Genomic DNA, 21,068 nt, shown 5'->3' with positions numbered 1-21,068 from the left:
GTACAGAAAAATATAAGTAAGTGCTTTAAACGAAGGTTATACCTACATTTAAAGGGAGTAAGGCAAGATTAGAATATGAGTGATATTGCTTCCATAGATAAATATGACCTGGAAGGTTATAAATTAAAGAAAGCTCAGAGAGAAGATCTGAAGCAACTGATTTCTGTGTGTCGGGAACACATTGACTCGGTAGATGAGAGCGCCATTACGAAGGCATTTAAGCTATGCTATATGTCTCACGAGGACATGAAGCGCGCCTCCGGCGAGCCGTATTACTATCATCCGGTGGAAGTTGCTAAAATTGTAGCCAGCGAAATCAATATTGATGATATATCTGTCATTGCTTCACTGTTGCACGACACGGTGGAAGATACCGATGTAACTCTTGATGATATAAGGCATTGGTTCGGGGATGAAGTTGCAGTAATCATAGATGGCGTAACAAAGATAACAGGGGTTTTTAAAAGCAGGGACAGCAAGCAGGCTGAAGCTTTCATGAAGCTGCTGCTTTCTATGGCTGAAGACATCCGGGTTGTACTTATTAAGTTTGCTGATCGTCTTCATAATATGAGAACCATTCAACACCTGAAGCGTGAAAAGCAGATTAAGATTGCATCGGAGACCATGGATCTCTACGCGCCACTTGCACATCGTTTTGGGCTGTTTAGGATTAAGAACGAGTTAGAAGATTTATGTTTCAAAACCATTGACCCAACATCCTTTAAGTTTGTAGCCCGGAAGCTTAGGGAGAAAAAGGAAGACCGCGAAGAGTTCATTAACGAATTCATGGAGCCTATCCAGAATGAGCTAGGTAAAATGAATTTTAAGTTCGAAATAAAAGGGCGTCCAAAACACATCTTTTCTATTTATCGGAAGATGCAGCGTCAGCAAAAGCCTTTTGAGGAAATTTATGACCTTTTTGCTATCCGGATTATTTTGGAAGGGACGCATACAAAAGAAGATTGCTGGAGGGTGTATTCTATTATTACCGATTGGTATACTCCCATTCCTGAACGATTCCGCGATTTCATTTCTGTTCCCAAAGCCAATGGATATCAATCCCTGCATACCACAGTAATAACCAATAAAGGACGAAAAGTGGAGGTTCAAATCAGGACCCGGCGCATGGATGATATCGCTGAAAAAGGATTGGCTGCCCACTGGAAATATAAAGAAGGAGCACAGCAAGGTTCCGATACACTCGATAAATTTGTGAATTGGGTGCGCGATGTCTTAGATAATCCCCGACCAGATGCGGCAACCGATTTCGTAAAAGATTTTCAGCTGAACCTGTATAAAGATGAGATCTATGTGTTTACTCCTGATGGTGAGCTGAGAACATTGCCCCGGGAAGCAACCCCCATCGACTTTGCGTTTGAGATTCACAGTGAAATCGGAGAGCGTGCCATGGCTGCCAAGGTGAATGGTAAAATGGTTCCACTTCGCCAAAAGCTGCAAAATGGTGATCAGGTTGAGATTATTACCGGAAATAAAATCAACCTTAATCCCGATTGGATTGATGATGTAGTTACTCATAAGGCAAAATCAAGAATTCGCCAATTTATTAAACAGAAGCAGCGTAAGGTTGCTGAAGAGGGACGGGAAATTTGGAATAAGAGAGCGAGCAGGGGTAATATTGAAATCTCTGAACAAGAGCTGAACCGGTTCGCTAAAAAGTTTAAATACGAATCTACTCAAGAGCTGTTTTTTGACATAGGTTCCGGAGCTTTTGATGTCAACGATCTGTTCCGGGAAGTGAAGAAGTTCAAGAGCACAGGCCGGTTTGAAGAGGCAGAGCATGTGGAAGTAAATCCAATTTCTGAACAGGAAATTCAGGATAAATACATAAGTGAAGCCCGTTCAATTGGCGATGGGAAATCACTGTTTATAAATGGTGAGCTCAGCAACATCAAATATTCTTATGCCAACTGCTGTAACCCTATTCCCGGTGATGATGTGATTGGGTTTATAAGCAGGACGGGGGATATTAAAATTCATCGTACTATGTGTAATAACGCCCAGCATCTTTTAAAGACGGAAGCTGAGCGTATTGTGGATGTGAACTGGGCTAAAAATATTGACACGAAGTTCCTTGGAGCTATAAAGGTGATTGGAGGCGACAGGGTAGGAATGATTAATGATATAACCGATGTGTTGTCGAAATCATTAGAAACAAATATGAAAAGTATCAATGTTAGCAGCGACAGCGGAATGTTTGAGGGTATTATAACTCTCTATGTAGATGGAATATCACATCTTAGTAAGATTATGAAGCGCCTTGAAAAGATAGAAGGTGTTAAAAACGTTTTACGCTACGAGTGACCTTTCTAATGCAGTTTAGGTAGATTTTTATTAAAGTTATCTTTACAATGTTGTTAGATTATTCGCTATAGGTCAAACAGCTTAAGGAAAACAAGGTTGCGAATAATTATGGAAGGACAAACGTTGCCATCATAACATCATAAAAAACATGAATGGCACTTAAATAAAATCAATAGAACTATGATGACATATACAAAACGAGACGTAGTACGTCGGGTTGCAGAAGCAATGGATGAACCTATGATTCAGGCAGAACCATGGGTAGACGCTGTAATTGTAGCTTTACGTGAAATTATGATGTCTGCTGATACTGAGTGCAGAATAGAGATTCGCGACTTTGGAGTTTTTGAAGTAAAAGAAACCAAGGCTAAACCAAAAGCCAGAAATCCTAAGACGAACGAAGTAATTTATGTGCCTGCACATCGCAAAACACACTTCAAGCCTAGCAAGTTGATGAAGAAGTTTTTGCGTCAGCCTTTAGAGGACGTTAAAAAGAATAAGTAAATTTAGGGAAGAGCAATTATTTGCAGGAATATGCACGACTTATCGGTATAGATGTTGGAAAAAAAAGAGTGGGTATAGCTCAAACTGACTTACTAAAAACAATAGCTTCACCGGTCGGCACTTTTTCCCCTGAAGAAGCTTTAAATGAAATTAAAAAAATCATTGAAAACGCACCTGTAGAAAAATTTGTTGTTGGTTGGCCTTTGTCTCTTAAAGGAGAAGAAGGGCCAGCCACACAAATGGTAACCGATTTTATAAAAAAACTGCGCCATTCTTTTCCAAATATAGACATTTCAAAAATTGATGAGCGATATACGTCAAATCAGGCGCTTAGCTTAATGATAGAGGCTGGAGTTCCCAAAAAAAAGAGACAAGAAAAGGGACGCGTTGACCGTATCGCTGCTGCCATCATTTTACAGAACTACTTAGATTCGAATTCTTAATTTAACATATGCCCATATTACCAATTGTAACTTATGATGATCCGGTTCTACGGAAACAAGCAGATGAAATAGAAGAAGACAGTCCGGAACTACAAACGCTTATCGATAATATGCTGGAGACCATGTACAATGCCGATGGTGTTGGGTTGGCTGCTCCACAAATAGGCCGTTCTATTAAACTTTTTGTTATGGATACCGATTCCATGATTGAAGATGGTGAAGTTCCTTACGGCCCCATGGTGTTTATTAATCCTTTGATTCTCGAAAAAAGAGGAAATAAAGTACCTCTGGAAGAAGGGTGTTTAAGTATCCCTGAAGTGAATGATAAGGTGTTTCGCCCCGAGACAGTGGTTATTGAGTTTTTTGATCGTGACTTCAATAAGCACCGCTTGGAAGCAGAAGGATGGACTTCCAGGGTTATTCAGCATGAGTACGATCATCTTGAAGGGGTGCTTTTTCTGGACTACCTGAGTGCTTTCAAAAAGCGAATGCACAAGAAAGAGCTAAAAGAGATTGACGAAGGCAACAAAAAAGTAAAATACCCGGTAGTTCCAAAACAAGACGAACAGTAGCGATGGATATTGTTTTTATGGGTTCTCCTGAATTTGCCATACCTAGTCTTGAGCAAATTCACCATTCTGAACATACTATAAAAGCAGTAGTCAGCAATGTGGATAAACGTCGCGGCCGGGGTTCCAAAAAATCCCCAACCCTTGTAAAAGCCAAAGCACTGGAATTAGGTCTGCCCGTAATAGAGGTTGAAGATCTTTCGTCGGCTCAATTTACTGATCAATTGAAAGCCCTGGACGCTGACCTTTTTGTTGTAGTTGCCTTTCGCATTTTACCCACTGCTGTTTTAGACATCCCTAAAAAAGGTTCTATCAATTTACATGCTTCCCTGTTGCCAAGATATCGTGGTGCAGCTCCCATACATTGGGCTATTATTAATGGAGAGGAAGAAACGGGTTGCACAGTTTTTTTTCTGGATGAGAAAGTTGATACCGGTAATGTAGTTGCTCAGAAGAAAACAGCTATCGGCGATAATGAAACTACGGGTGAGCTTTACAACCGGTTAAGAGATATGGGTAGCGAATTACTGTTGCAGAGTATCAATAAAATTGATTCCGGAGATTATTCGCTATCTGTGCAAGATCATGCAAATGCCACACCTGCACCGAAGCTATTTCGGGAAGATTGTTATATCAACTTCAATAAGCCCGCTAAAGAAGTTCATAATAAAATCAGAGGATTGAGCCCTTTTCCAACCGCATGGGCTAACTGGAATGGAGAGAAGTTTAACATGTATGGTTCTAAACTTGGTATCTATGCAAATATTGATCCGGGAGAACTACTTATAAAAGAAGACAAGTTACTGGTAGGTTGTTCAGATGGAACGGTAGAACTTACTGAAGTTCAGCTTCCTGGAACGAAAAGACTGTCAGGAGAAGAATTTATCAGGGGTTACGAAGTTAAGGGAGTGTTGAATTAATTTTTCTTGAAGAATTAATTTGAGATATACGTTCGGTTTTTTATCATCACGCCAATTGCAAAGCTAAAATCATAGCATATTATGGAGCAATCTGAAATTTTTGAGGCAGCGAAAGCTGGTAATTTAGAAGAGCTGAAGAAGCTTTTGGAAGGAAAATCTGATATTAATGAGACTAATAAGAGTGGTGCTTCTGTTCTTATTCTGGCTTCTGAAAAGAATCACACCGAAGTAGCTAAATTTTTGGTTGATGAAGGAGCTGACCTCAATATTGAAACTAAAATGGGTGGGACTGCACTGAATCGGGCAGCCGAGAATGGAAATCTTGAGCTCCTTAAGTACTTTATCGATAAAGGTGCCAATATTGGAAACCTTGCTCTTATAGCTGCCTCTCGTGTTGGAAACATAGAGGCAGTTAAACTATTGGTTGAAGCGGGTGCAAATGTTGATGCCCAGCAGCGATGGGGACACACGGCACTTATGCTTGCAGCGAAAGAAGGCAATACGGATGTAGTAAGATATCTGATTGATAAGGGAGCCAACGTTAAACTGAGAGATAAAAATGGCGATACTGCTATGATGATTGCCATGGATAATGAACAGGAAGACATTGCTCTGATTTTAAAACGTGCCGGTGCCAAGGCAGAAGTAAAACCAAAGAAAGAGGTTGCTCCAATTTCGGATGAGGATGAGGAGGATGATATCGACGATACCCCGGATGTTGATGATCTGGTCTCGGATGATGATGAGGCTCCGGATGATGTAGATCTGGACGAATAATAACTACCTCAAATAGTTTAACAAAAAAAGCCCCGCACATTTTAAATGAGCGGGGCTTTAATTTTATCTGTAAGGTTGATTACTTATTGGCAAACTCAAAGTCTTCGAGTTCATAATCCACCCCATCTGCTGGTCGTAAAGTAGTGGATTTTGGCTCAAGGAAATACTTGAGGTAATCACGGCCACCAGCTTTAGCGTCCGTTCCGCTCAGCTTGAAGCCACCAAATGGTTGTGCTCCCACCAATGCTCCGGTACATTTACGGTTGATGTATAAATTACCAACACGATATTCTCTTAGGGCTTTGTCAATCTTCTTTGGATCCTGGGAGAAGTAAGCACCCGTCAGCCCGTAGTCAACACCGTTGGCAATGCGAAGTGCATCGTCGGTGTCTTTGGCTTTGATGAATGCCGTTACCGGGCCAAATATTTCTTCCTGTGCAATTCGAGCGTTTTCATCGATATCTGCAAAAACAGTTGGCTCGATATAATAGCCTTCATTTTCAGTTTCAGCTCGTTTACCACCAGCTACCAAACGGCCTTCTTTTTTACCAATCTCGATGTAGCTCATAATTTTGTCTACAGCCTTCTGATTAATTACCGGTCCGGAGATATGATTCTCTTTTGAATCTCCAACTGAAAGTGCTTTGGTCTTTTCAGCCACTTTCTCTAATAGCTCATCATAGATATCCTGATGCGCTATCACCCGGGAGCTTGCGGAACATTTCTGTCCCTGGAATCCAAAAGCACCTTTCACAATCTCGGTAGCTGCAGATTCAATGTTGGCGTCAGCATCTACTACAGTAGCATTTTTACCACCAAGCTCGCAAACCATTCGTTTCAGGAACTTCTGACCGTCAGCTACCTCTGCTGCGATTTTATTAAGGTGAAGACCTACAGCTTTTGATCCGGTGAATGAAATGAATCGTGTATTTGGATGCTTGGCAAGATTCTCGCCAACTTCAATATCACCACCAGTCACAAAGTTAAATACACCCTTTGGAAGACCCACTTCCTCAAAAATTTCGGCTAACAACGAACCCATGCGTGGAGTATCAGGTGCAGGTTTTGCTACAACTGTATTACCTACGGCAATGGGAGCTACCGCCATTCCCACAAAAATTGCGAATGGGAAATTCCATGGAGAAATAGAAACACCGGCGCCAATTGGCATATAAATAGTTTTATTGTAATCACCCCATGTTTCAGAAAGCACATCCATGCCGTCATCGATACGCAGGGCTTCATGGGCATAATAGTCGACAAAGTCGATGGCCTCGCACGTATCAGCATCAGCTTCGAGGTAGTTCTTGCCAGCCTCGCTGATCATCCAGGCGTTAATTTCCAGCCTTCGGCGGCGTATCACATCAGCAGCTTTGAACAAATATTCTGCTCTTTTCTGTGCAGAAACATACTGCCAGCTTTCGAAAGCATCCCATGCTTTGTCAAGAGCGTCAAAGGCTTGTTCTTTGCTGGCCATTTGGAACGTGCCAATGGTTTCGGAGAGGTTCGATGGATTCTTGCTGTCAAAAGTACCAGCATCACCTTTTACAAATTCGCCATTAATATAAAGATCATATTCCTTGCCAAAGTTGGACCGTACTCCTTCGAGCGCTTTTTTTTGTGCTTTGTCGTTTGTGGGATCAGAAAAATCTAAGTACGTCTCATTTTTGTACTTTTCTAAGGTCTGGTCGGGCATGATTTTGAATTATTTTTTGATGAATTTTTAGTTTTGTTACACTAAAGATACGCAGAAAAGCGCTCCCAATTCAAAGGCTCCGTCATTAAACCCTACAGGTAGCCGAAAACATTGAAAATAGGACGCGAGAATGGTAGCTTTCAACGATTCACAAGAACTTTACAAGTCTGTTTTACATTCTTACTTAGTGAAGTTATTAAGAATAAAAATTCAATTATAAACAGGATTCGAAATGGCAAAAATTAAAGTGGGAATTAACGGGTTTGGCCGTATAGGTAGAATGGTAACCCGGTCAATCCTAACTAATCATAAAGATACAATTGAAATTGTTGGAGTAAATGATCTGACCGATACAAAAACTCTGGCTCACCTTTTCAAGTACGACTCAGCCCAGGGAACGTATCCGGGCGATGTTTCCATAGACGGAGACAAGATGACTATTGATGGAATGAGCTTTGAAGTGAGTGCTGAGAGAGATCCCGCGAATCTGAAATGGGGAGAGCTCGGCGCTGAAGTTGTTGTGGAGTCAACCGGATTTTTCCGCGATGTCAAAAGTGCAGGAAAACATTTGGAAGCAGGAGCTAAAAAGGTTGTGATTTCAGCTCCGGCATCAGGCGATATTCAAACCATCGTTCTGGGCGTTAACGATGATGAGATTTCTGACGACATCGAGATTTATTCCAACGCAAGCTGTACCACCAACTGCCTGGCACCTATGGCCAAGGTGATCGATGACAACTTTGGGTTGGTAAAAGGATTCATGACCACCATTCACTCTTACACCGGTGACCAGCAATTGGTAGATGGACCGCATAAAGATCTTCGCCGTGCCCGTGCTGCTGCGGCAAACATTGTACCTACTACAACAGGTGCAGCTAAAGCAGTTGGACTTGTACTTCCTAAGCTGGATGGCAAACTGGATGGTGGAGCCGTTCGTGTTCCAACCCTGACCGGTTCATTGACCGATTTTGTATGTGAAGTAGAAAAAGAAACTACAGCCGAAGAAGTGAATGCGGCATTTAAAGCAGCAGCCGAAGGACCTATGAAAGGAATCCTTGAGTATGCTGATGTAGAGCTGGTTTCTTCAGACATTGTAGGAAATCCACATTCAAATATATATGACAGTCAGCTTACCAAAGTGGATGGCAAATTGGTTAAAGTTATCGGATGGTATGATAATGAAGCCGGCTATTCTGCCCGTACTGCTGATTTAATTACCAAAATTGTATAATTATTGAGAAGGTGAAGTATCTTCGCCTGACTTAGTTTTTTAAACTCCTGCTCTCGAAATATAGAGCGGGAGTTTTTTATATCTGTTTACTTGTAAAACTGCGCTTATCTCCTCACATTTCTGCACACTTAAAAAGAGGAGGAAATATGTTCAGGGTATCATTTTATCTTTTATCCGTTCTATTGATGTTAGCTACGACAGGTTGTGTAGAAGTTGAAAAAGGAATAACGAAAAAGTCCCCTGTGCCTGAAGTTGATTTTGAACTGTCATCTGATCAAACACACAACAGGTGGAGCAGTGCCATTGAGCCTGTTTTAACGGTTCCTTCGGGTTCTGTAATTAAAGTGGGAACGGAAGAAGCTTCCGATCAGCAGTTAGACATAAACTCAACGCTTGAAGATTTGGCTAACCTGAGCTTTGATCCAATTCATCCGTTGACGGGTCCGGTATATGTTGAAAACGCGGAGCCCGGAGACGTACTTAAAGTCACCTTGCATAAAATTGAGATGGGGGATTGGGGCTGGACGGCCATCGTACCCGGCTTTGGGTTTCTTGCTGATGAATTCACTGATCCTTATCTGAAAACATTTGAATTGGGCAAAGATAAAAAGACAGCCAAATTTTCTGAGAATATCGAAATACCCTTAAAACCTTTTCCTGGTGTAATGGGCGTGGCTCCGGATACCGAAGAAATGCTTTCAACCATTCCGCCAAGAGAAAATGGCGGAAATATGGATGACCCGAATATCACGGAAGGGTCGGTTGTTTACTTCCCTGTTTTAGTAGAAGGTGCGTTATTTTCGATTGGTGATACGCATGCTGCTCAGGGACATGGAGAGGTTTGTGGTACAGCCATTGAAGCTCCGATGAATATCATTTACGAGGTGGAGGTTATCAAGGGAGGGAGAACCATAAGTGAACCTCAGTATGAGACCGATGAATACTACGCTGTTACTGCTTTTGCTACTACTATTGATGAAGCAGCGAAAAAAGCCACCCGCTATATGATCGATTTCCTGGAAAAAGAGAAAGGTATGAATCGTCAGGATGCTTATGCACTTTGTTCTCTCGCCGGCGACCTTAAAATAGCTGAGGTGGTGGATGTGCCTCACATGTTGGTTTCCATGCATATGCCTAAAAGTATTTTTAAATAAAAAAATCTAAATCTTTTCAATTCACAGAATGTACACCAAAAAATCACCTCTTTTATTAGCCGTTCTATTTGTATTTGCTTTAGGTTGTACGGCTCAACAAAAACAAGCAAGCCTGAACACCGAACAACTGATCGAAGATCTCAGGGTGATCTCTTCTGATGAGATGGAAGGTAGAAGGGCAGGAACAGAAGGTAATCGTAAAGCCAGAGAATACCTGTTGCAACGATTTGAGGATGAAGGAGCAAAACCTTTTCAGGGTTCTTATGAGCATGAATTCACTTTTACCAACAGAAGTGGAGAAGAACAAACCGGAGTAAATGTGATCGGTCAAGTTCAAGGTAAATCCGATTCAGTGATAGTCATAACGGCTCATTACGATCATCTTGGTGTGCGTGATAGCCTGATTTATAATGGAGCCGATGACGATGCTTCAGGAACGGCAGCTTTACTTGCCTACATTGATTATTTCCATCAGGTTCAACCCAACCACACCTTGGTTTTTGCAGCTTTTGATGCCGAAGAGATGGGCTTACAGGGAGCCCGTGCTTTTGTAGAGGATTCAGTGTTTATGGAAAAGGTAGTGATGAATATCAACCTGGATATGATCAGTCAAAGTGATAAAAATGAATTGTATGCCAGCGGCACGTACCACCATCCTGAATTAAAAACAGTATTAGAGAGTATTGAAACAGGAGAGGTGAAGCTGCTTTTTGGTCACGACCGCCCCGATCAGGGGTATGACGATTGGACGAATGCTTCAGATCATGCTGCTTTCCATTCAAAAGGTAAGAGGTTTATTTATTTTGGAGTAGAAGACCATGAGCACTATCACCAGCATACGGATGAGTTTGAAACTATCCCTCAGGAATTCTACAAAAACTCAGTACGAACTATTTTAAATGCAATTTTAGCCTTTGATGAGCTCTGATAAACTACAGAGAATAAAAAAAGCCTCACCATTCGGCGAGGCTTAAATTCCTTATAAAAGCAATTTCTAAAACTTCCGCAGGTAACTGGTGCATTCGTTGCAATCTTTACCATCTTTGCGGGCGTCTTCTTCTTTTTCAAAACCTTGACTTGAAAAGGCTTCAATGTCTCCACTTTTAGAGACTCTTCTCCATCTCCATTCGCCTTTAACGTCTTGGTATAACTCGCATTTAGCCATAGGTAAGTATCTGATTTATTGGTAATTAACTATCTCTTAGTATAGCCAAAATGCTGCTTCTAAGCAATTCTGGACGGTTTAGGAGTGAAAAATTCAAAATGAAGAATTAAAAATTACTTGAAGTCAAAAGTAATTTTTAATCTTAAATTTTTCATTTTGAATTACCGGATTTCGTAGTCGTAACTGATTTCTGAGCCTTTCTCCAGTGCCTTAGAAACCGAACAATATTTGGTAATGGATAGGTCTAAGGCACGCTGTACCTTCTTGGGATCCAGTTCTCCTGACATAATAAAATGCAGGTGGATGGTTTTATACTCAGAGTAACCAGCATCCAGTTTTTGGCGATCCCCATCTACTTCTACTTTCAGATCGGTAAGTTTTTGCTTTTGCTTTTCAAGAATGGAAATGACATCGATGGCGCTGCACCCTCCAATTCCTGCGAGTAATAACTGCATGGGGCTTAGTCCACCTTCGAGGCCACCAATGTTATTTTTACCGTCAATTCGGATTTTGCCATTTGTATCATTCTCGGCTTCCATATGGAAGTCTTTACCCAACCAGGTTACATCAATTTGCATAAAGGATTAAATTTGTGAAATATATTTTGAGGGAAGGTAAAGAAATCACGGGATTTGAACCACGATTGGCTGGATTGAGGGGGGGCATGATTACTAAAAATCCGGGACATCGTAATAATCACGGTTCGAAAAAACGGAAATTTAGAATAAGCAAATATGTTAAATCATGATGAAGCAATCTAGTTAACCACCATCATTCTTCATCTCCAGCTTGCGCATGGGCATGGAATCAATTTCCTCAAACAGTTTTTTAGTTGAAAGGGACTCGTCTGATCTTAGTTTCTCCGTTCCATCTTTACCAATCAGAATGGTAGTGAAGTCGGACGGGGAGACATTAAACTGAGCTCTTAAATTTTGAGTTACAGCTTCAGGTAATATCTGCCCCTTGGCTGAGGCACTGCTTTGCTTTAATGCATAGAACACTTCAAGGTCTCTTTCCTTTACACCCGATTCTGCTTTCTGTAGCTCATTACTCTGGTTTTGGTAATCAGCGTTAAATGTATTGGGAGAAAAGACGATTAAAATTCTGTTTTCCCATTTATAGTCATTGAGATCAAAATTCTCAAAATCCTGAGCGTGTATATTGGTGATTCCCAAAGAGAATAAAATAAGCATTAAAAAATAGACAGAATGGTACATAGTGATTCCTTTTTTACAGGTTTAACACCACATACATATAAAAAGTTTACGTCTTAAAGTGAACGAATTAAGGAGCCTGTGCAGTTTAGTCACCAAATTATAAAAATGAATAAAACAGTTGACCGGGTGAGAAAGCTTTGCCTATATTTGAACCAATGAAAGAACTATTACTACATATCCATCATCTTTCTGGAGATGTCCATCATGCTCATCGCGGACATCATCATATTCATGTGCATTAATTGCACCTTTTCTGACCATTTTCTACCTATTTTTTCTAATTCTTATTACTTACTGATTTCATGAACAGAACAAAAGATTCTTCAACCTCTTTACGTATTGCAATTCAAAAAAGCGGTCGTTTGACTGATAAAACCATTGACTTATTGGAGGGCATTGGTATTGAGTTTGATAACTACAAACGGAACCTGATTGTTAAAACCCGCAATTTTGACGTGGAGCTTTTATTGCTTCGCGACGATGATATCCCAGAATATGTGCAGGATGGTGTGTGTGATCTGGGCTTTGTAGGAGCCAACGAAACCCGGGAAACCGGAGCAGATGTAACTCCGATAAGAGACCTTCAATATGGAAAGTGCCGGCTGTCTCTAGCAGCTCCTAAAGATGGAGATATTCAGACAGCCCAGGATTTTGAAGGGAAAAAAGTAGCAACAAGCTATCCTAATCTAACCCGCCAGTTTTTTGAAGAACGAGGCATTAATATTCAGATTGTTGAAATTTCGGGAGCGGTAGAAATTGCTCCCCAGCTTAAAGTCGCTGATGCCATCGTTGATCTGGTTTCCAGTGGTGGCACGCTGAAAGCAAACGGACTGGTAGAGCTGGATACGATTCTTCATTCACAAACACAGCTTATCCGAACTAATAAAGAACTTTCGCCAGGTAAGAAAGAGCTTATTGAGCGATTCTTGGTTCGTATGGATGGATATCAAAAAGCTGCTAAAAGCCGCTACATTATGATGAATGCATCTACAGCGGATGTTGAAAAGATTAAGGAGATTATTCCATCGATGAAAAGTCCGACGGTAATGCCGTTAGCGGAAAATGATATGGTTGCCATACATACAGTGATTCCCCTTGAAAAATTTTGGACGGTGATGGAAGAACTTAAAGAAGCCGGGGCATCAGATATTGTGATGCTGCCAATTGAAAGCATGATTTTATAAAGGCCACAAATCACAGATTCCAGGAACCAATTTGGTCATTGGAATTTGATTATTGAAATTTTATGAAGACTTATACGCATTCAGATTTATCAAAAGAAAGAATCCAATCGCTGACCAGGCGCCCAAAGATTGATTTCACCTCTATCTTTCAAACGGTTCAGCCCATTCTAGATGCAGTTGAAAAGGAAGGAGATCAAGCTCTCAAAAAATACACAAAGCAATTTGATGGTGTAAATTTGGATGACGTTTGCTTCAATCCAATGGAACAGCAAATCACCATTTCAAAAACGGTTAAAGATGCAATAGATACGGCATTTGATAATATTTTCAGGTTTCACAAAGCGCAGATTCCTTTTCCTGTTGAAGTGGAAACCATGCCGGGGGTTCGATGTATGAAAGTAGCACGGCCTATTGAAAGGGTTGGGTTTTATGTGCCCGGAGGAACAGCGGTTCTACCATCAACAGCCATGATGCTAACCATTCCGGCTATGATTGCCGGTTGTACAACCAAAGTTCTGGCCACGCCTCCGCGTAAAGATGGAAGCGTTGCTCCGGAAATCATTTACATAGCCCAAAAAGCCGGGGTTGATATCATACTAAAAGCAGGGGGGGCACAAGCTGTAGCGGCAATGGCAATGGGTACAAAATCAGTGCCCAAGGTCGATAAGATTTTTGGGCCGGGTAATCAGTATGTGACGGCTGCAAAAATGATCCTTCAAAATTCTGAGGCACAGATTAGTATTGATATGCCGGCCGGCCCTTCTGAGGTTTTGGTAATTGCAGATGGACAGGCAAATCCGGCTTATGTGGCAGCAGATTTACTTTCACAGGCTGAGCATGGTACAGACAGTCAGGTGGTATTAGTGGCTGTTTCAGGTTTTGATATAGATACATTGGAACAGGAGTTAGCCGCACAGCTGAATGAGCTTCCAAGAAAAGAAATAGCTGAAAAAGCTCTGGACAATAGTTTCATATTGGAAGTGGAAGGCTTGAAGGAAGCATTTGATTTTTCAAACCAATATGCTCCGGAACATTTAATTGTGAATATTGAAAATGCCGAAGATCAGGTTGATAAGGTTATCAATGCGGGTTCCGTATTTTTAGGACAACTGACTCCAGAGAGCGTGGGCGATTATGCATCCGGTACTAATCATACACTGCCTACCTATGGGTATGCCCGGATGTACAGTGGCGTGAACCTGGCTGCTTTCCAGAAATCAGTAACCATGCAGGCGCTCAGCGAAGAAGGATTACGAAATCTTGGACCAACAGTAGAAAAACTTGCAGAGCTTGAAAAGCTTCAGGCTCATAAAAATGCCGTGAGTATCAGGCTAAAAGATTTAGAATAATTAAAATGTCATTCTTCGCAGAAATGCCAGGGAAGACTACAAAAGAATATGAACAAACAAATAAACATAGACGGCTTAGTCCGCGATAACATCAGGAATCTCAAGCCTTATCGAAGCGCGAGAGATGATTTTGATAAAGGAATTTTATTGGATGCCAATGAGAATAGTTTTGGCGCGCCTTTTGAGGATAACTTCGAACTGAACCGTTATCCAATGCCTTATCAGGAAGAGCTGCGTGAACATATCGCTGCTTTTCGAAAGGTAAACAGGGAAAACGTCTTTGTTGGTGTTGGGAGTGACGAAGCCATTGACCTTCTGTTCCGGATTTTCTGTAATCCTGGCAAAGATCGGGTTATTATCAATCCTCCCACGTATGGGATGTACAAAGTCTCGGCCAACATCAATGATGTAGCTGTGGATGAAGTATTACTGACCGAGGGGTTTCAGCTTCAGCCAGAAAAGATTTTGGCAGCGGTTCAACCCAATACTAAAATTATATTTATTTGCTCTCCCAACAATCCAACGGCAAATAGCATGAATATATCTGATGTGGTTAAAGTGCTGGAAGGGTTTGAGGGAATGGTAGTTGTTGATGAAGCTTACATCGATTTTAGCCGTCAGGGGAGTCTTGCCAATAACCTGGCTGATTTTTCTAACCTCGTAGTGCTTCAAACATTGTCAAAATCGTTTGGGCTGGCCGGTATCCGTCTTGGAATAGCAATGGCCAATCCGGAAGTAATTTCATATATGATGAAAGTGAAGGCTCCATATAATGTCAATAAGCTAACATCGAGAACAGCAATTCAGGCGTTCTCAAATATGGAAAACATCATCAAGAATATTAATTCTATTTTAGAAGAAAGGCAGCGGGTGATTGACAAGCTGATTACTTATGACGCTGTGGAATATGTTTACCCAACAGATGCCAATTTTGTGCTTTTTAAAATTCAAAATGCCGTGGACATCTATAAAAAAATCGCAGAAGAAGGGGTTATTATTCGCTATAGGGGGAATGAACCGCATTGTGAAGATTGTTTGCGCCTAACGATTGGTACCCAATCAGAAAATGATCGGTTTTTTAAGGCCTTAGAAAAGATAGTTTAGAACACACAAACCTTATTTTCGGATTAATTCAGACACAGATAAAAATGACGCCATGCTAATATCTTTTTCAAAAAAAGCTCTCACCCACCATGAAGGAACATTTAGCTTCAGAGAAAACTCCATTACATCTCTGAAAAAAATAAGTGAAGCAGGTCATGATTTATTGATTGAACCGAATGCTATTTCGAAAGAGCAAGCACGGTTACTGGCACAAGAGCAAGTGCCTTTTAAGACTGAGAGGGAAGCGGATTTCAATGTAGATGCCGAAGACGGAAAGCTGAAACTGCTAAAAGATGAAGACCAGCTTCTTGTATCTGATACCTGGGAGCCGATTGTTAAATTTATTACTCAGGAAGCCCGTAAAGCATCTATCCAGCGAAAAACAAATGAAACGAACATCAGCATAGATATAAATCTGGATGGAATTGGGAAAGCAGATATCACAACCGGATTGAAGTTCTTTGATCATATGCTTGATCAGATTGCCCGACATGGCTTAATCGACTTAACACTGAAATGTAAGGGTGATCTGGAAGTGGATGAACATCACACCATAGAGGACGTGGCTATCGCATTGGGTGAAGTGATTACAAAAGCTTTGGGTAACAAGAAGGGGATTGAACGATATGGCTTTGTTCTGCCGATGGATGAAGCCCAGGCTACAGTGGCTTTAGACCTATCAGGCAGGCCTTATCTGGTGTTTGAAGGAGAGTTTAAGAGAGAGTATGTAGGAGATATGCCCACCGAAATGATTCAGCATTTTTTTTATAGCCTGGCAATGAACTTGAAGGCAACTATTCATGTTAGCTTTGCAGGTGAAAATGATCACCATAAAATAGAAGCCTGCTTTAAAGGTCTTGCCCGGGCTTTAAAGATGGCTATAGAGCAGAACGGGCGCATCAAAAATCTGATCCCGAGTTCGAAAGGGACGTTGTAGATATTTATGATAGGAATCATCAAGTATAAAGCTGGGAACACTGCTTCTGTTGCAAATGCCTTAAACAGACTGGGTGCGGAATTCTTCTTTGCGGAAACCCCTGAGGAACTTGAAAGGGCAAAAGCAGTGGTATTTCCGGGTGTTGGTCATGCGGGTTCAGCTATGAAATCTCTTGAAGAAAAAGGGGTTGATGAATGGCTTAAAAATACCAAAAAACCTGTTTTGGGTATTTGCGTGGGAATGCAGCTTTTGTTTGAGTCTTCTTCTGAAGGAGATACCGCAGGGCTTGGAATCATACCGGGCTCGCTTAAGAAATTCGATGAAACCCAGGCCAAAGTTCCTCATATGGGCTGGAACAAGCTTCACGACACCGAAAGGCATGCTATCCTTAAAAACCTGATTGACAAGCACTATTTGTATTTCGTGCATAGCTACTACGCCCCGGTTGGTGATTATACGCTGGCAACCTGTAATTATATAAACGACTTTTCTGCTATTGTTGCCAAGGATAATTTCATCGGGGTTCAGTTTCATCCTGAAAAATCCGGAAGTGTGGGCTCCATGATTCTGCAGAATTTCCTAGACCTGGTATACTCGCCTGAGAAAGTTCAGGTTTAGGCAACAGGTAAATCCTGTACAATTTCCTTTCCCTTCATCAGATCTTAATCTCCTGTATATAGTTTATTTTGTTCCTGCTTTTGATTAAATAGGAGGAAAATCAGGAGATTTATGATTCATAAATCATTATCACTCTTAGTATTGGCAGCATTCTGTTTTTGTGAATGCCTGCAGGCTCAGGATGCCACTCAGATTATTGAACGAGCTAACGAAAAAATGCAGGGTGAAAGCTCAAAAGCAGAGATGACCATGCAGATTGTTCGCCCGAATTGGGAACGCAGTGTTTCCTTCAAAAGCTGGAGCAAAGGGGAAGACTACAGCCTTATTTTAATAACTGCACCTGCAAGGGATGAAGGCACTGCTTTTCTGATGAGAGAAAATGAAATTTGGAACTGGTTGCCGGATGTAAACCGGACCATTAAGATGCCGCCTTCAATGATGAGCCAATCCTGGATGGGATCTGATTTTTCTAATAACGATTTGGTTCGTGAGTCTTCCATCGTTACCGACTACTCACATACATTGTTGCAGGATACTACCATCAATGGCTATGAATGCTATCGAATTGAAATGATCCCGAAGCCAACTGCTCCCATCGTTTGGGCAAAAGTTCATACTTACATTTCCAAAGAGCAGTATCTGCAGTTAAGATCTGAGTTTTATGATGAAGATGATTACCTGGTGCGAATTATGAGCGGTTCGGAGGTAAAAGAAATGGGAGGACGATTAATCCCAACGAAATTAGAGATGATACCAGTGGAAGAAGAGGGCAACAAAACAGTGGTTACTTATCAAAGCCTGGAATTTAATATTGATGTCTCAGAACGCTTTTTCAGTATCCAAAACATGAAACGAATACAGTAAACAGGCGTCAGTTCAACAGTGATCAGTATATAGTTTTCAATAAGTTTGAGTTGTTACTGCCCACTGTTTCCTTATAACTCTTAACTAATTATTGATTAATACGTGTTTTTTTAAGGATAGAAAATAAAATTTTAGCCAATTCATCTGCGTCATTATACATGCTGTCATATATCTTTCCATCAATAAAATGGGTGTCTTTAAGAAGGGAAAGCCAATATTTGGTTTCCAAACATTCTTTGTATGATATGGATAGTTTTGCGGAAAAATCAGCTTTGGAAATCCCGCCATTTGCTTCGGCAATATTTGCACCGATGCTGGTTCCGCTTTTTTAGAAGTTGTTTTGAAATGACGAATTCTTTTTTCTCAGAGCTTAGAAACTGGTATGCTTTTACTATTCTGACAGCAAATGTATATGCTTTTTCATATAGGTTGTTGTCCGTCATAAGACTATTACTTAGTTATACTTTATACTGCGTAAGAGCAATATCGAATAAAGTCCTTACAAATTTTTTTGCTGTTGAAGAAAGTAAAAAGGACCACTGTTCACTGATCATTGAAAACTGATATGCTACAAATAAGATTAGCCTGGAGAAATATCTGGCGGAACCGTCGCCGGACTTTCATTACGATCCTGTCCATTGTGGTGGCTGTACTGTTGTCCTCGGTTATGCGCGCTATGCAGGAAGGGCAATATGATGATATGATCGAGAATACGGTGGGTACCTTTACCGGCTATATTCAGATTCAACATACCGGCTACTGGGATGAAAAAACACTGGATAATACCTTGGTGGTTGCAGACTCACTGATAGGAAATCTTGAAAAAACAGAAACGGTCAAACACATCATTCCGAGACTACAGTCGTTTGCCCTGGCTGCCGGTGAAAACCAAAGCCGTCCGGCTATGGTGTTGGGGATTGATGTGCTGAAAGAGAAGTATCTGAGTAACCCCGGGAACCGACTTCAAACAGGTGAATATTTTGATTCAAATACTGAACAGGCCGTTTTGCTTGGCAAAGAGATGATGCTACGGCTGGATGTTCAGGTTGGAGATAGTTTGGTGCTGATTGGTCAGGGTTTCAGGGGGCAGAGTGCAACCGGCCTGTATGAAATCAAAGGATCGGTGGGTTTCCCAAGTTCTGAAATGAATAAAAATATGGTGATGATTCCTCTGGAAACTGCACAAAACTTTTTTGCTTCCTATAATCGACTTACTGCTCTAACACTGACACTTACTGATGCAGATGAGGTGGAAAAAACAGTTCAAAATTTAAAAGCTCAATTATCCGCCGAAGATTATAAGGTAATGGGCTGGCAGGAAATGATGCCCGAATTAATGCAAAGCATTGAAGCAGACCGTGGCAGTGGGTTTATTCTGATGTTTATCCTATACATCGTTGTTGGGTTTGGAATACTGGGTACCGTGTTGATGATGATCAGTGAGCGCACCTATGAATTTGGAGTCATGCTTTCGGTAGGCACGCCCCGATCCACCATTTTTCTCATTCTGGCTATAGAAATGTTTATTGTAACCCTGCTTGGCGCAACCACAGGAATTTTGATATCCATTCCTGTAGCATGGTATTTCAACATAAACCCTATTCAGCTTCCGGATAATATGACGGAAGTGATGGAAGGATATGGAATGGAGCCGGTGATTCAATTTGCAACAGACCCTGATATATTTTATTCACAGGCTATCATAGTGTTTATCATCACTCTCATTTTTTGTGTGATGCCGTTACTGAAAGCAAGTCGTTTGAATCCCGTACAAGCTTTGAGGACCTGATATGATATTTAACATCATCAAGCTTGGCTGGAAAAATGTGTGGCGAAATCCTACACGCAGTGGAGTAGTGATTGTGGCCGTTCTCCTTGGAACATGGGCGGGGGTATTTTCTGCAGGATTTTTCAATGGTATGGTACAGGACTCTTTGAATAATCAGATCGAATTATCGGTTGGGCATATTCAGGTTATGCATCCCCAATTTGATGATCTCTACAATCCAAAATACCAGGTCAAAAATGCAGAAGGTATTATCAAAACCCTTCAATCTGAGCCCTATGTCAAAGATATTTCAGCCAAAAGTGTAGTTACCGGATTGGCTCAAAGTACGCGGAACAGTTTTGGCGTGACGGTAAACGGGGTAGATCCGAAATCAGATACATTACTTGCTGTAAAAAAATATATGACTCAGGGTGATTTCTTTTCCACAGACCGAAGAAATCCAATTGTGATTGGTCAGAAACTGGCTGAACGTCTGGGTATTGAAATGAGATCGAGAATGGTGCTGAGCTTTCAGGACGTAGATGGAGAAATAACAGGTGGTGCATTCCGTGTTGCCGGAATTTTCGATTCCTTCAGCAATCAATATGATGAAAGTACCGTATTTGTACTCAGGGATGATCTAAATCAGCTAATAGGAAGCGAAGATGCTATTCATAATATCCGGATTGATACAGACAATTTATCCCGGGCTGATATTTATGCTCAGCGAATACGCCGGCAGTTTCCGGAAGTAGAAGTCAAGACATGGAGAGATATCTCTCCTGAGCTGCGCTATATTTTTGACATGATGGATGTGTCGCTTTATATGGTGATGATTATCATAACCATTGGGCTGATTTTCAGCATCATAAATACCATGCTGATGGCAGTATTAGAGCGAACCAGGGAGCTTGGAATGTTGCGTGCTATTGGAATGGATAAGGGTCGGACATTCAGCATGATTATGTTCGAAACTTTCTTCCTTACAATGGCAGGAACTCCGATCGGGCTACTCCTTAGCTGGCTCACCATTACCTATTTTGCGCACTCCGGAATTGATTTGAGTGCTTTTTCAGAAGGTTTAGGTGAGTATGGCTTTAGCACGATTATCTATCCGGAGCTCTCGTTTGCCTATTACATGAACATCACTCTTATGATTGCTATTGCAGCACTTCTTTCAGCCATTTATCCGGCAATCAGAACACTAAAATTAAACCCGGTTCAGGCTATCAGAAAATTCAACTAA

At 41.2% G+C, this 21,068-nt stretch carries 21 protein-coding genes and 1 pseudogene; 17 read left to right on the top strand and 5 right to left on the bottom strand.

Annotated elements, in window-relative coordinates:
- Positions 1–75: 75 nt before the first annotated feature.
- From RIB15_RS09655 to RIB15_RS09630, 6 genes are all read left to right on the top strand, one after another.
- The gene (locus tag RIB15_RS09655; RefSeq protein ID WP_350201939.1) at positions 76–2,322 is read left to right on the top strand and encodes a RelA/SpoT family protein; all 2,247 of its coding nucleotides are present in this window, start codon (positions 76–78) and stop codon (positions 2,320–2,322) included.
- 180 nt (positions 2,323–2,502) lie between these two features.
- Positions 2,503–2,826, top strand: coding sequence for an HU family DNA-binding protein (locus RIB15_RS09650; RefSeq protein ID WP_350201938.1), 324 nt, complete (start codon positions 2,503–2,505; stop codon positions 2,824–2,826).
- Positions 2,827–2,846: 20 nt separating this feature from the next.
- Positions 2,847–3,269: a Holliday junction resolvase RuvX gene (gene ruvX / locus RIB15_RS09645; RefSeq protein WP_350201937.1), complete on the top strand. Its 423-nt coding sequence runs from the start codon at positions 2,847–2,849 to the stop codon at positions 3,267–3,269.
- Between the two features lie 8 nt (positions 3,270–3,277).
- Positions 3,278–3,841, top strand: a complete 564-nt coding sequence (def, locus tag RIB15_RS09640) for a peptide deformylase (protein ID WP_350201936.1) — start codon at positions 3,278–3,280, stop codon at positions 3,839–3,841.
- A 2-nt stretch (positions 3,842–3,843) separates the two neighbouring features.
- Positions 3,844–4,758 carry a methionyl-tRNA formyltransferase gene (fmt, locus tag RIB15_RS09635; protein WP_350201935.1) on the top strand — a complete coding sequence of 305 codons (915 nt, stop codon included), beginning with the start codon at positions 3,844–3,846 and terminating at the stop codon, positions 4,756–4,758.
- An 81-nt stretch (positions 4,759–4,839) separates the two neighbouring features.
- The gene (locus tag RIB15_RS09630) at positions 4,840–5,535 is read left to right on the top strand and encodes an ankyrin repeat domain-containing protein (RefSeq protein ID WP_350201934.1); all 696 of its coding nucleotides are present in this window, start codon (positions 4,840–4,842) and stop codon (positions 5,533–5,535) included.
- A 79-nt stretch (positions 5,536–5,614) separates the two neighbouring features.
- On the opposite strand, the gene pruA is transcribed toward RIB15_RS09630, so the two are convergent.
- On the bottom strand, positions 5,615–7,231 hold the full coding sequence (gene pruA, locus RIB15_RS09625; protein ID WP_350201933.1) for an L-glutamate gamma-semialdehyde dehydrogenase: 1,617 nt from the start codon (positions 7,229–7,231) through the stop codon (positions 5,615–5,617).
- Positions 7,232–7,463: 232 nt separating this feature from the next.
- On the opposite strand from pruA, the gene gap reads away from it, so the two are divergent.
- The 3 genes from gap (at position 7,464) to RIB15_RS09610 (ending at position 10,544) form a co-directional block, all read left to right on the top strand.
- The gene (gene gap / locus RIB15_RS09620) at positions 7,464–8,462 is read left to right on the top strand and encodes a type I glyceraldehyde-3-phosphate dehydrogenase (RefSeq protein ID WP_350201932.1); all 999 of its coding nucleotides are present in this window, start codon (positions 7,464–7,466) and stop codon (positions 8,460–8,462) included.
- A gap of 185 nt (positions 8,463–8,647) precedes the next feature.
- On the top strand, positions 8,648–9,616 hold the full coding sequence (locus RIB15_RS09615; RefSeq protein ID WP_350201931.1) for an acetamidase/formamidase family protein: 969 nt from the start codon (positions 8,648–8,650) through the stop codon (positions 9,614–9,616).
- Positions 9,617–9,644: 28 nt separating this feature from the next.
- The gene (locus RIB15_RS09610; protein WP_350201930.1) at positions 9,645–10,544 is read left to right on the top strand and encodes a M20/M25/M40 family metallo-hydrolase; all 900 of its coding nucleotides are present in this window, start codon (positions 9,645–9,647) and stop codon (positions 10,542–10,544) included.
- A 66-nt stretch (positions 10,545–10,610) separates the two neighbouring features.
- On the opposite strand, the gene RIB15_RS09605 is transcribed toward RIB15_RS09610, so the two are convergent.
- The 3 genes from RIB15_RS09605 to RIB15_RS09595 all read right to left on the bottom strand — a co-directional run bounded on the left by RIB15_RS09605 (position 10,611) and on the right by RIB15_RS09595 (position 11,998).
- A complete protein-coding gene (locus RIB15_RS09605) occupies positions 10,611–10,781 on the bottom strand; it encodes a YegP family protein (protein ID WP_020404701.1) in 171 nt (56 codons plus the stop codon).
- Positions 10,782–10,942: 161 nt separating this feature from the next.
- Positions 10,943–11,359: an OsmC family protein gene (locus RIB15_RS09600; RefSeq protein WP_350201929.1), complete on the bottom strand. Its 417-nt coding sequence runs from the start codon at positions 11,357–11,359 to the stop codon at positions 10,943–10,945.
- Between the two features lie 183 nt (positions 11,360–11,542).
- Positions 11,543–11,998: a DUF4174 domain-containing protein gene (locus RIB15_RS09595; RefSeq protein ID WP_350201928.1), complete on the bottom strand. Its 456-nt coding sequence runs from the start codon at positions 11,996–11,998 to the stop codon at positions 11,543–11,545.
- Positions 11,999–12,300: 302 nt separating this feature from the next.
- Between RIB15_RS09595 and hisG the strand changes: the two genes are divergently transcribed.
- The 6 genes from hisG (at position 12,301) to RIB15_RS09565 (ending at position 18,054) form a co-directional block, all read left to right on the top strand.
- Positions 12,301–13,182 (top strand): ATP phosphoribosyltransferase, encoded by an 882-nt coding sequence (gene hisG, locus RIB15_RS09590; RefSeq protein WP_350201927.1) that lies wholly within the window; start codon positions 12,301–12,303, stop codon positions 13,180–13,182.
- 62 nt (positions 13,183–13,244) lie between these two features.
- Positions 13,245–14,531, top strand: coding sequence for a histidinol dehydrogenase (gene hisD / locus RIB15_RS09585; protein ID WP_350201926.1), 1,287 nt, complete (start codon positions 13,245–13,247; stop codon positions 14,529–14,531).
- Between the two features lie 48 nt (positions 14,532–14,579).
- On the top strand, positions 14,580–15,635 hold the full coding sequence (hisC, locus tag RIB15_RS09580) for a histidinol-phosphate transaminase (RefSeq protein ID WP_350201925.1): 1,056 nt from the start codon (positions 14,580–14,582) through the stop codon (positions 15,633–15,635).
- A 52-nt stretch (positions 15,636–15,687) separates the two neighbouring features.
- Positions 15,688–16,572 (top strand): imidazoleglycerol-phosphate dehydratase HisB, encoded by an 885-nt coding sequence (hisB, locus tag RIB15_RS09575; RefSeq protein WP_350201924.1) that lies wholly within the window; start codon positions 15,688–15,690, stop codon positions 16,570–16,572.
- Between the two features lie 6 nt (positions 16,573–16,578).
- A complete protein-coding gene (gene hisH, locus RIB15_RS09570; protein ID WP_350201923.1) occupies positions 16,579–17,190 on the top strand; it encodes an imidazole glycerol phosphate synthase subunit HisH in 612 nt (203 codons plus the stop codon).
- A gap of 111 nt (positions 17,191–17,301) precedes the next feature.
- On the top strand, positions 17,302–18,054 hold the full coding sequence (locus RIB15_RS09565) for an outer membrane lipoprotein-sorting protein (protein WP_350201922.1): 753 nt from the start codon (positions 17,302–17,304) through the stop codon (positions 18,052–18,054).
- Positions 18,055–18,142: 88 nt separating this feature from the next.
- Here RIB15_RS09565 and RIB15_RS09560 read toward each other — a convergent pair.
- Positions 18,143–18,497 (bottom strand): annotated as a pseudogene (locus tag RIB15_RS09560) (four helix bundle protein).
- 122 nt (positions 18,498–18,619) lie between these two features.
- Between RIB15_RS09560 and RIB15_RS09555 the strand changes: the two are divergent.
- Positions 18,620–19,843: an ABC transporter permease gene (locus RIB15_RS09555; RefSeq protein WP_350201921.1), complete on the top strand. Its 1,224-nt coding sequence runs from the start codon at positions 18,620–18,622 to the stop codon at positions 19,841–19,843.
- A 1-nt stretch (position 19,844) separates the two neighbouring features.
- Positions 19,845–21,068, top strand: coding sequence for an ABC transporter permease (locus RIB15_RS09550; RefSeq protein ID WP_350201920.1), 1,224 nt, complete (start codon positions 19,845–19,847; stop codon positions 21,066–21,068).

The organism is Gracilimonas sp. (assembly GCF_040218225.1).
Taxonomy (GTDB): Bacteria; Bacteroidota; Rhodothermia; order Balneolales; family Balneolaceae; genus Gracilimonas.
Note: the sequence above shows the minus strand (reverse complement) of the source record. Positions and strands in the feature narration are given on the sequence as shown.

Coding starts and splice junctions, on each gene's coding strand:
- RIB15_RS09655 (WP_350201939.1), top strand. CDS start 76: ATGAGTGATATTGCTTCCATAGATAAATATGACCTGGAAGGTTATAAA.
- RIB15_RS09650 (WP_350201938.1), top strand. CDS start 2,503: ATGATGACATATACAAAACGAGACGTAGTACGTCGGGTTGCAGAAGCA.
- def (WP_350201936.1), top strand. CDS start 3,278: ATGCCCATATTACCAATTGTAACTTATGATGATCCGGTTCTACGGAAA.
- fmt (WP_350201935.1), top strand. CDS start 3,844: ATGGATATTGTTTTTATGGGTTCTCCTGAATTTGCCATACCTAGTCTT.
- RIB15_RS09630 (WP_350201934.1), top strand. CDS start 4,840: ATGGAGCAATCTGAAATTTTTGAGGCAGCGAAAGCTGGTAATTTAGAA.
- pruA (WP_350201933.1), bottom strand. CDS start 7,231: ATGCCCGACCAGACCTTAGAAAAGTACAAAAATGAGACGTACTTAGAT.
- gap (WP_350201932.1), top strand. CDS start 7,464: ATGGCAAAAATTAAAGTGGGAATTAACGGGTTTGGCCGTATAGGTAGA.
- RIB15_RS09615 (WP_350201931.1), top strand. CDS start 8,648: ATGTTAGCTACGACAGGTTGTGTAGAAGTTGAAAAAGGAATAACGAAA.
- RIB15_RS09610 (WP_350201930.1), top strand. CDS start 9,645: ATGTACACCAAAAAATCACCTCTTTTATTAGCCGTTCTATTTGTATTT.
- RIB15_RS09605 (WP_020404701.1), bottom strand. CDS start 10,781: ATGGCTAAATGCGAGTTATACCAAGACGTTAAAGGCGAATGGAGATGG.
- RIB15_RS09600 (WP_350201929.1), bottom strand. CDS start 11,359: ATGCAAATTGATGTAACCTGGTTGGGTAAAGACTTCCATATGGAAGCC.
- RIB15_RS09595 (WP_350201928.1), bottom strand. CDS start 11,998: ATGTACCATTCTGTCTATTTTTTAATGCTTATTTTATTCTCTTTGGGA.
- hisG (WP_350201927.1), top strand. CDS start 12,301: ATGAACAGAACAAAAGATTCTTCAACCTCTTTACGTATTGCAATTCAA.
- hisD (WP_350201926.1), top strand. CDS start 13,245: ATGAAGACTTATACGCATTCAGATTTATCAAAAGAAAGAATCCAATCG.
- hisC (WP_350201925.1), top strand. CDS start 14,580: ATGAACAAACAAATAAACATAGACGGCTTAGTCCGCGATAACATCAGG.
- hisB (WP_350201924.1), top strand. CDS start 15,688: ATGCTAATATCTTTTTCAAAAAAAGCTCTCACCCACCATGAAGGAACA.
- hisH (WP_350201923.1), top strand. CDS start 16,579: ATGATAGGAATCATCAAGTATAAAGCTGGGAACACTGCTTCTGTTGCA.
- RIB15_RS09565 (WP_350201922.1), top strand. CDS start 17,302: ATGATTCATAAATCATTATCACTCTTAGTATTGGCAGCATTCTGTTTT.
- RIB15_RS09555 (WP_350201921.1), top strand. CDS start 18,620: ATGCTACAAATAAGATTAGCCTGGAGAAATATCTGGCGGAACCGTCGC.
- RIB15_RS09550 (WP_350201920.1), top strand. CDS start 19,845: ATGATATTTAACATCATCAAGCTTGGCTGGAAAAATGTGTGGCGAAAT.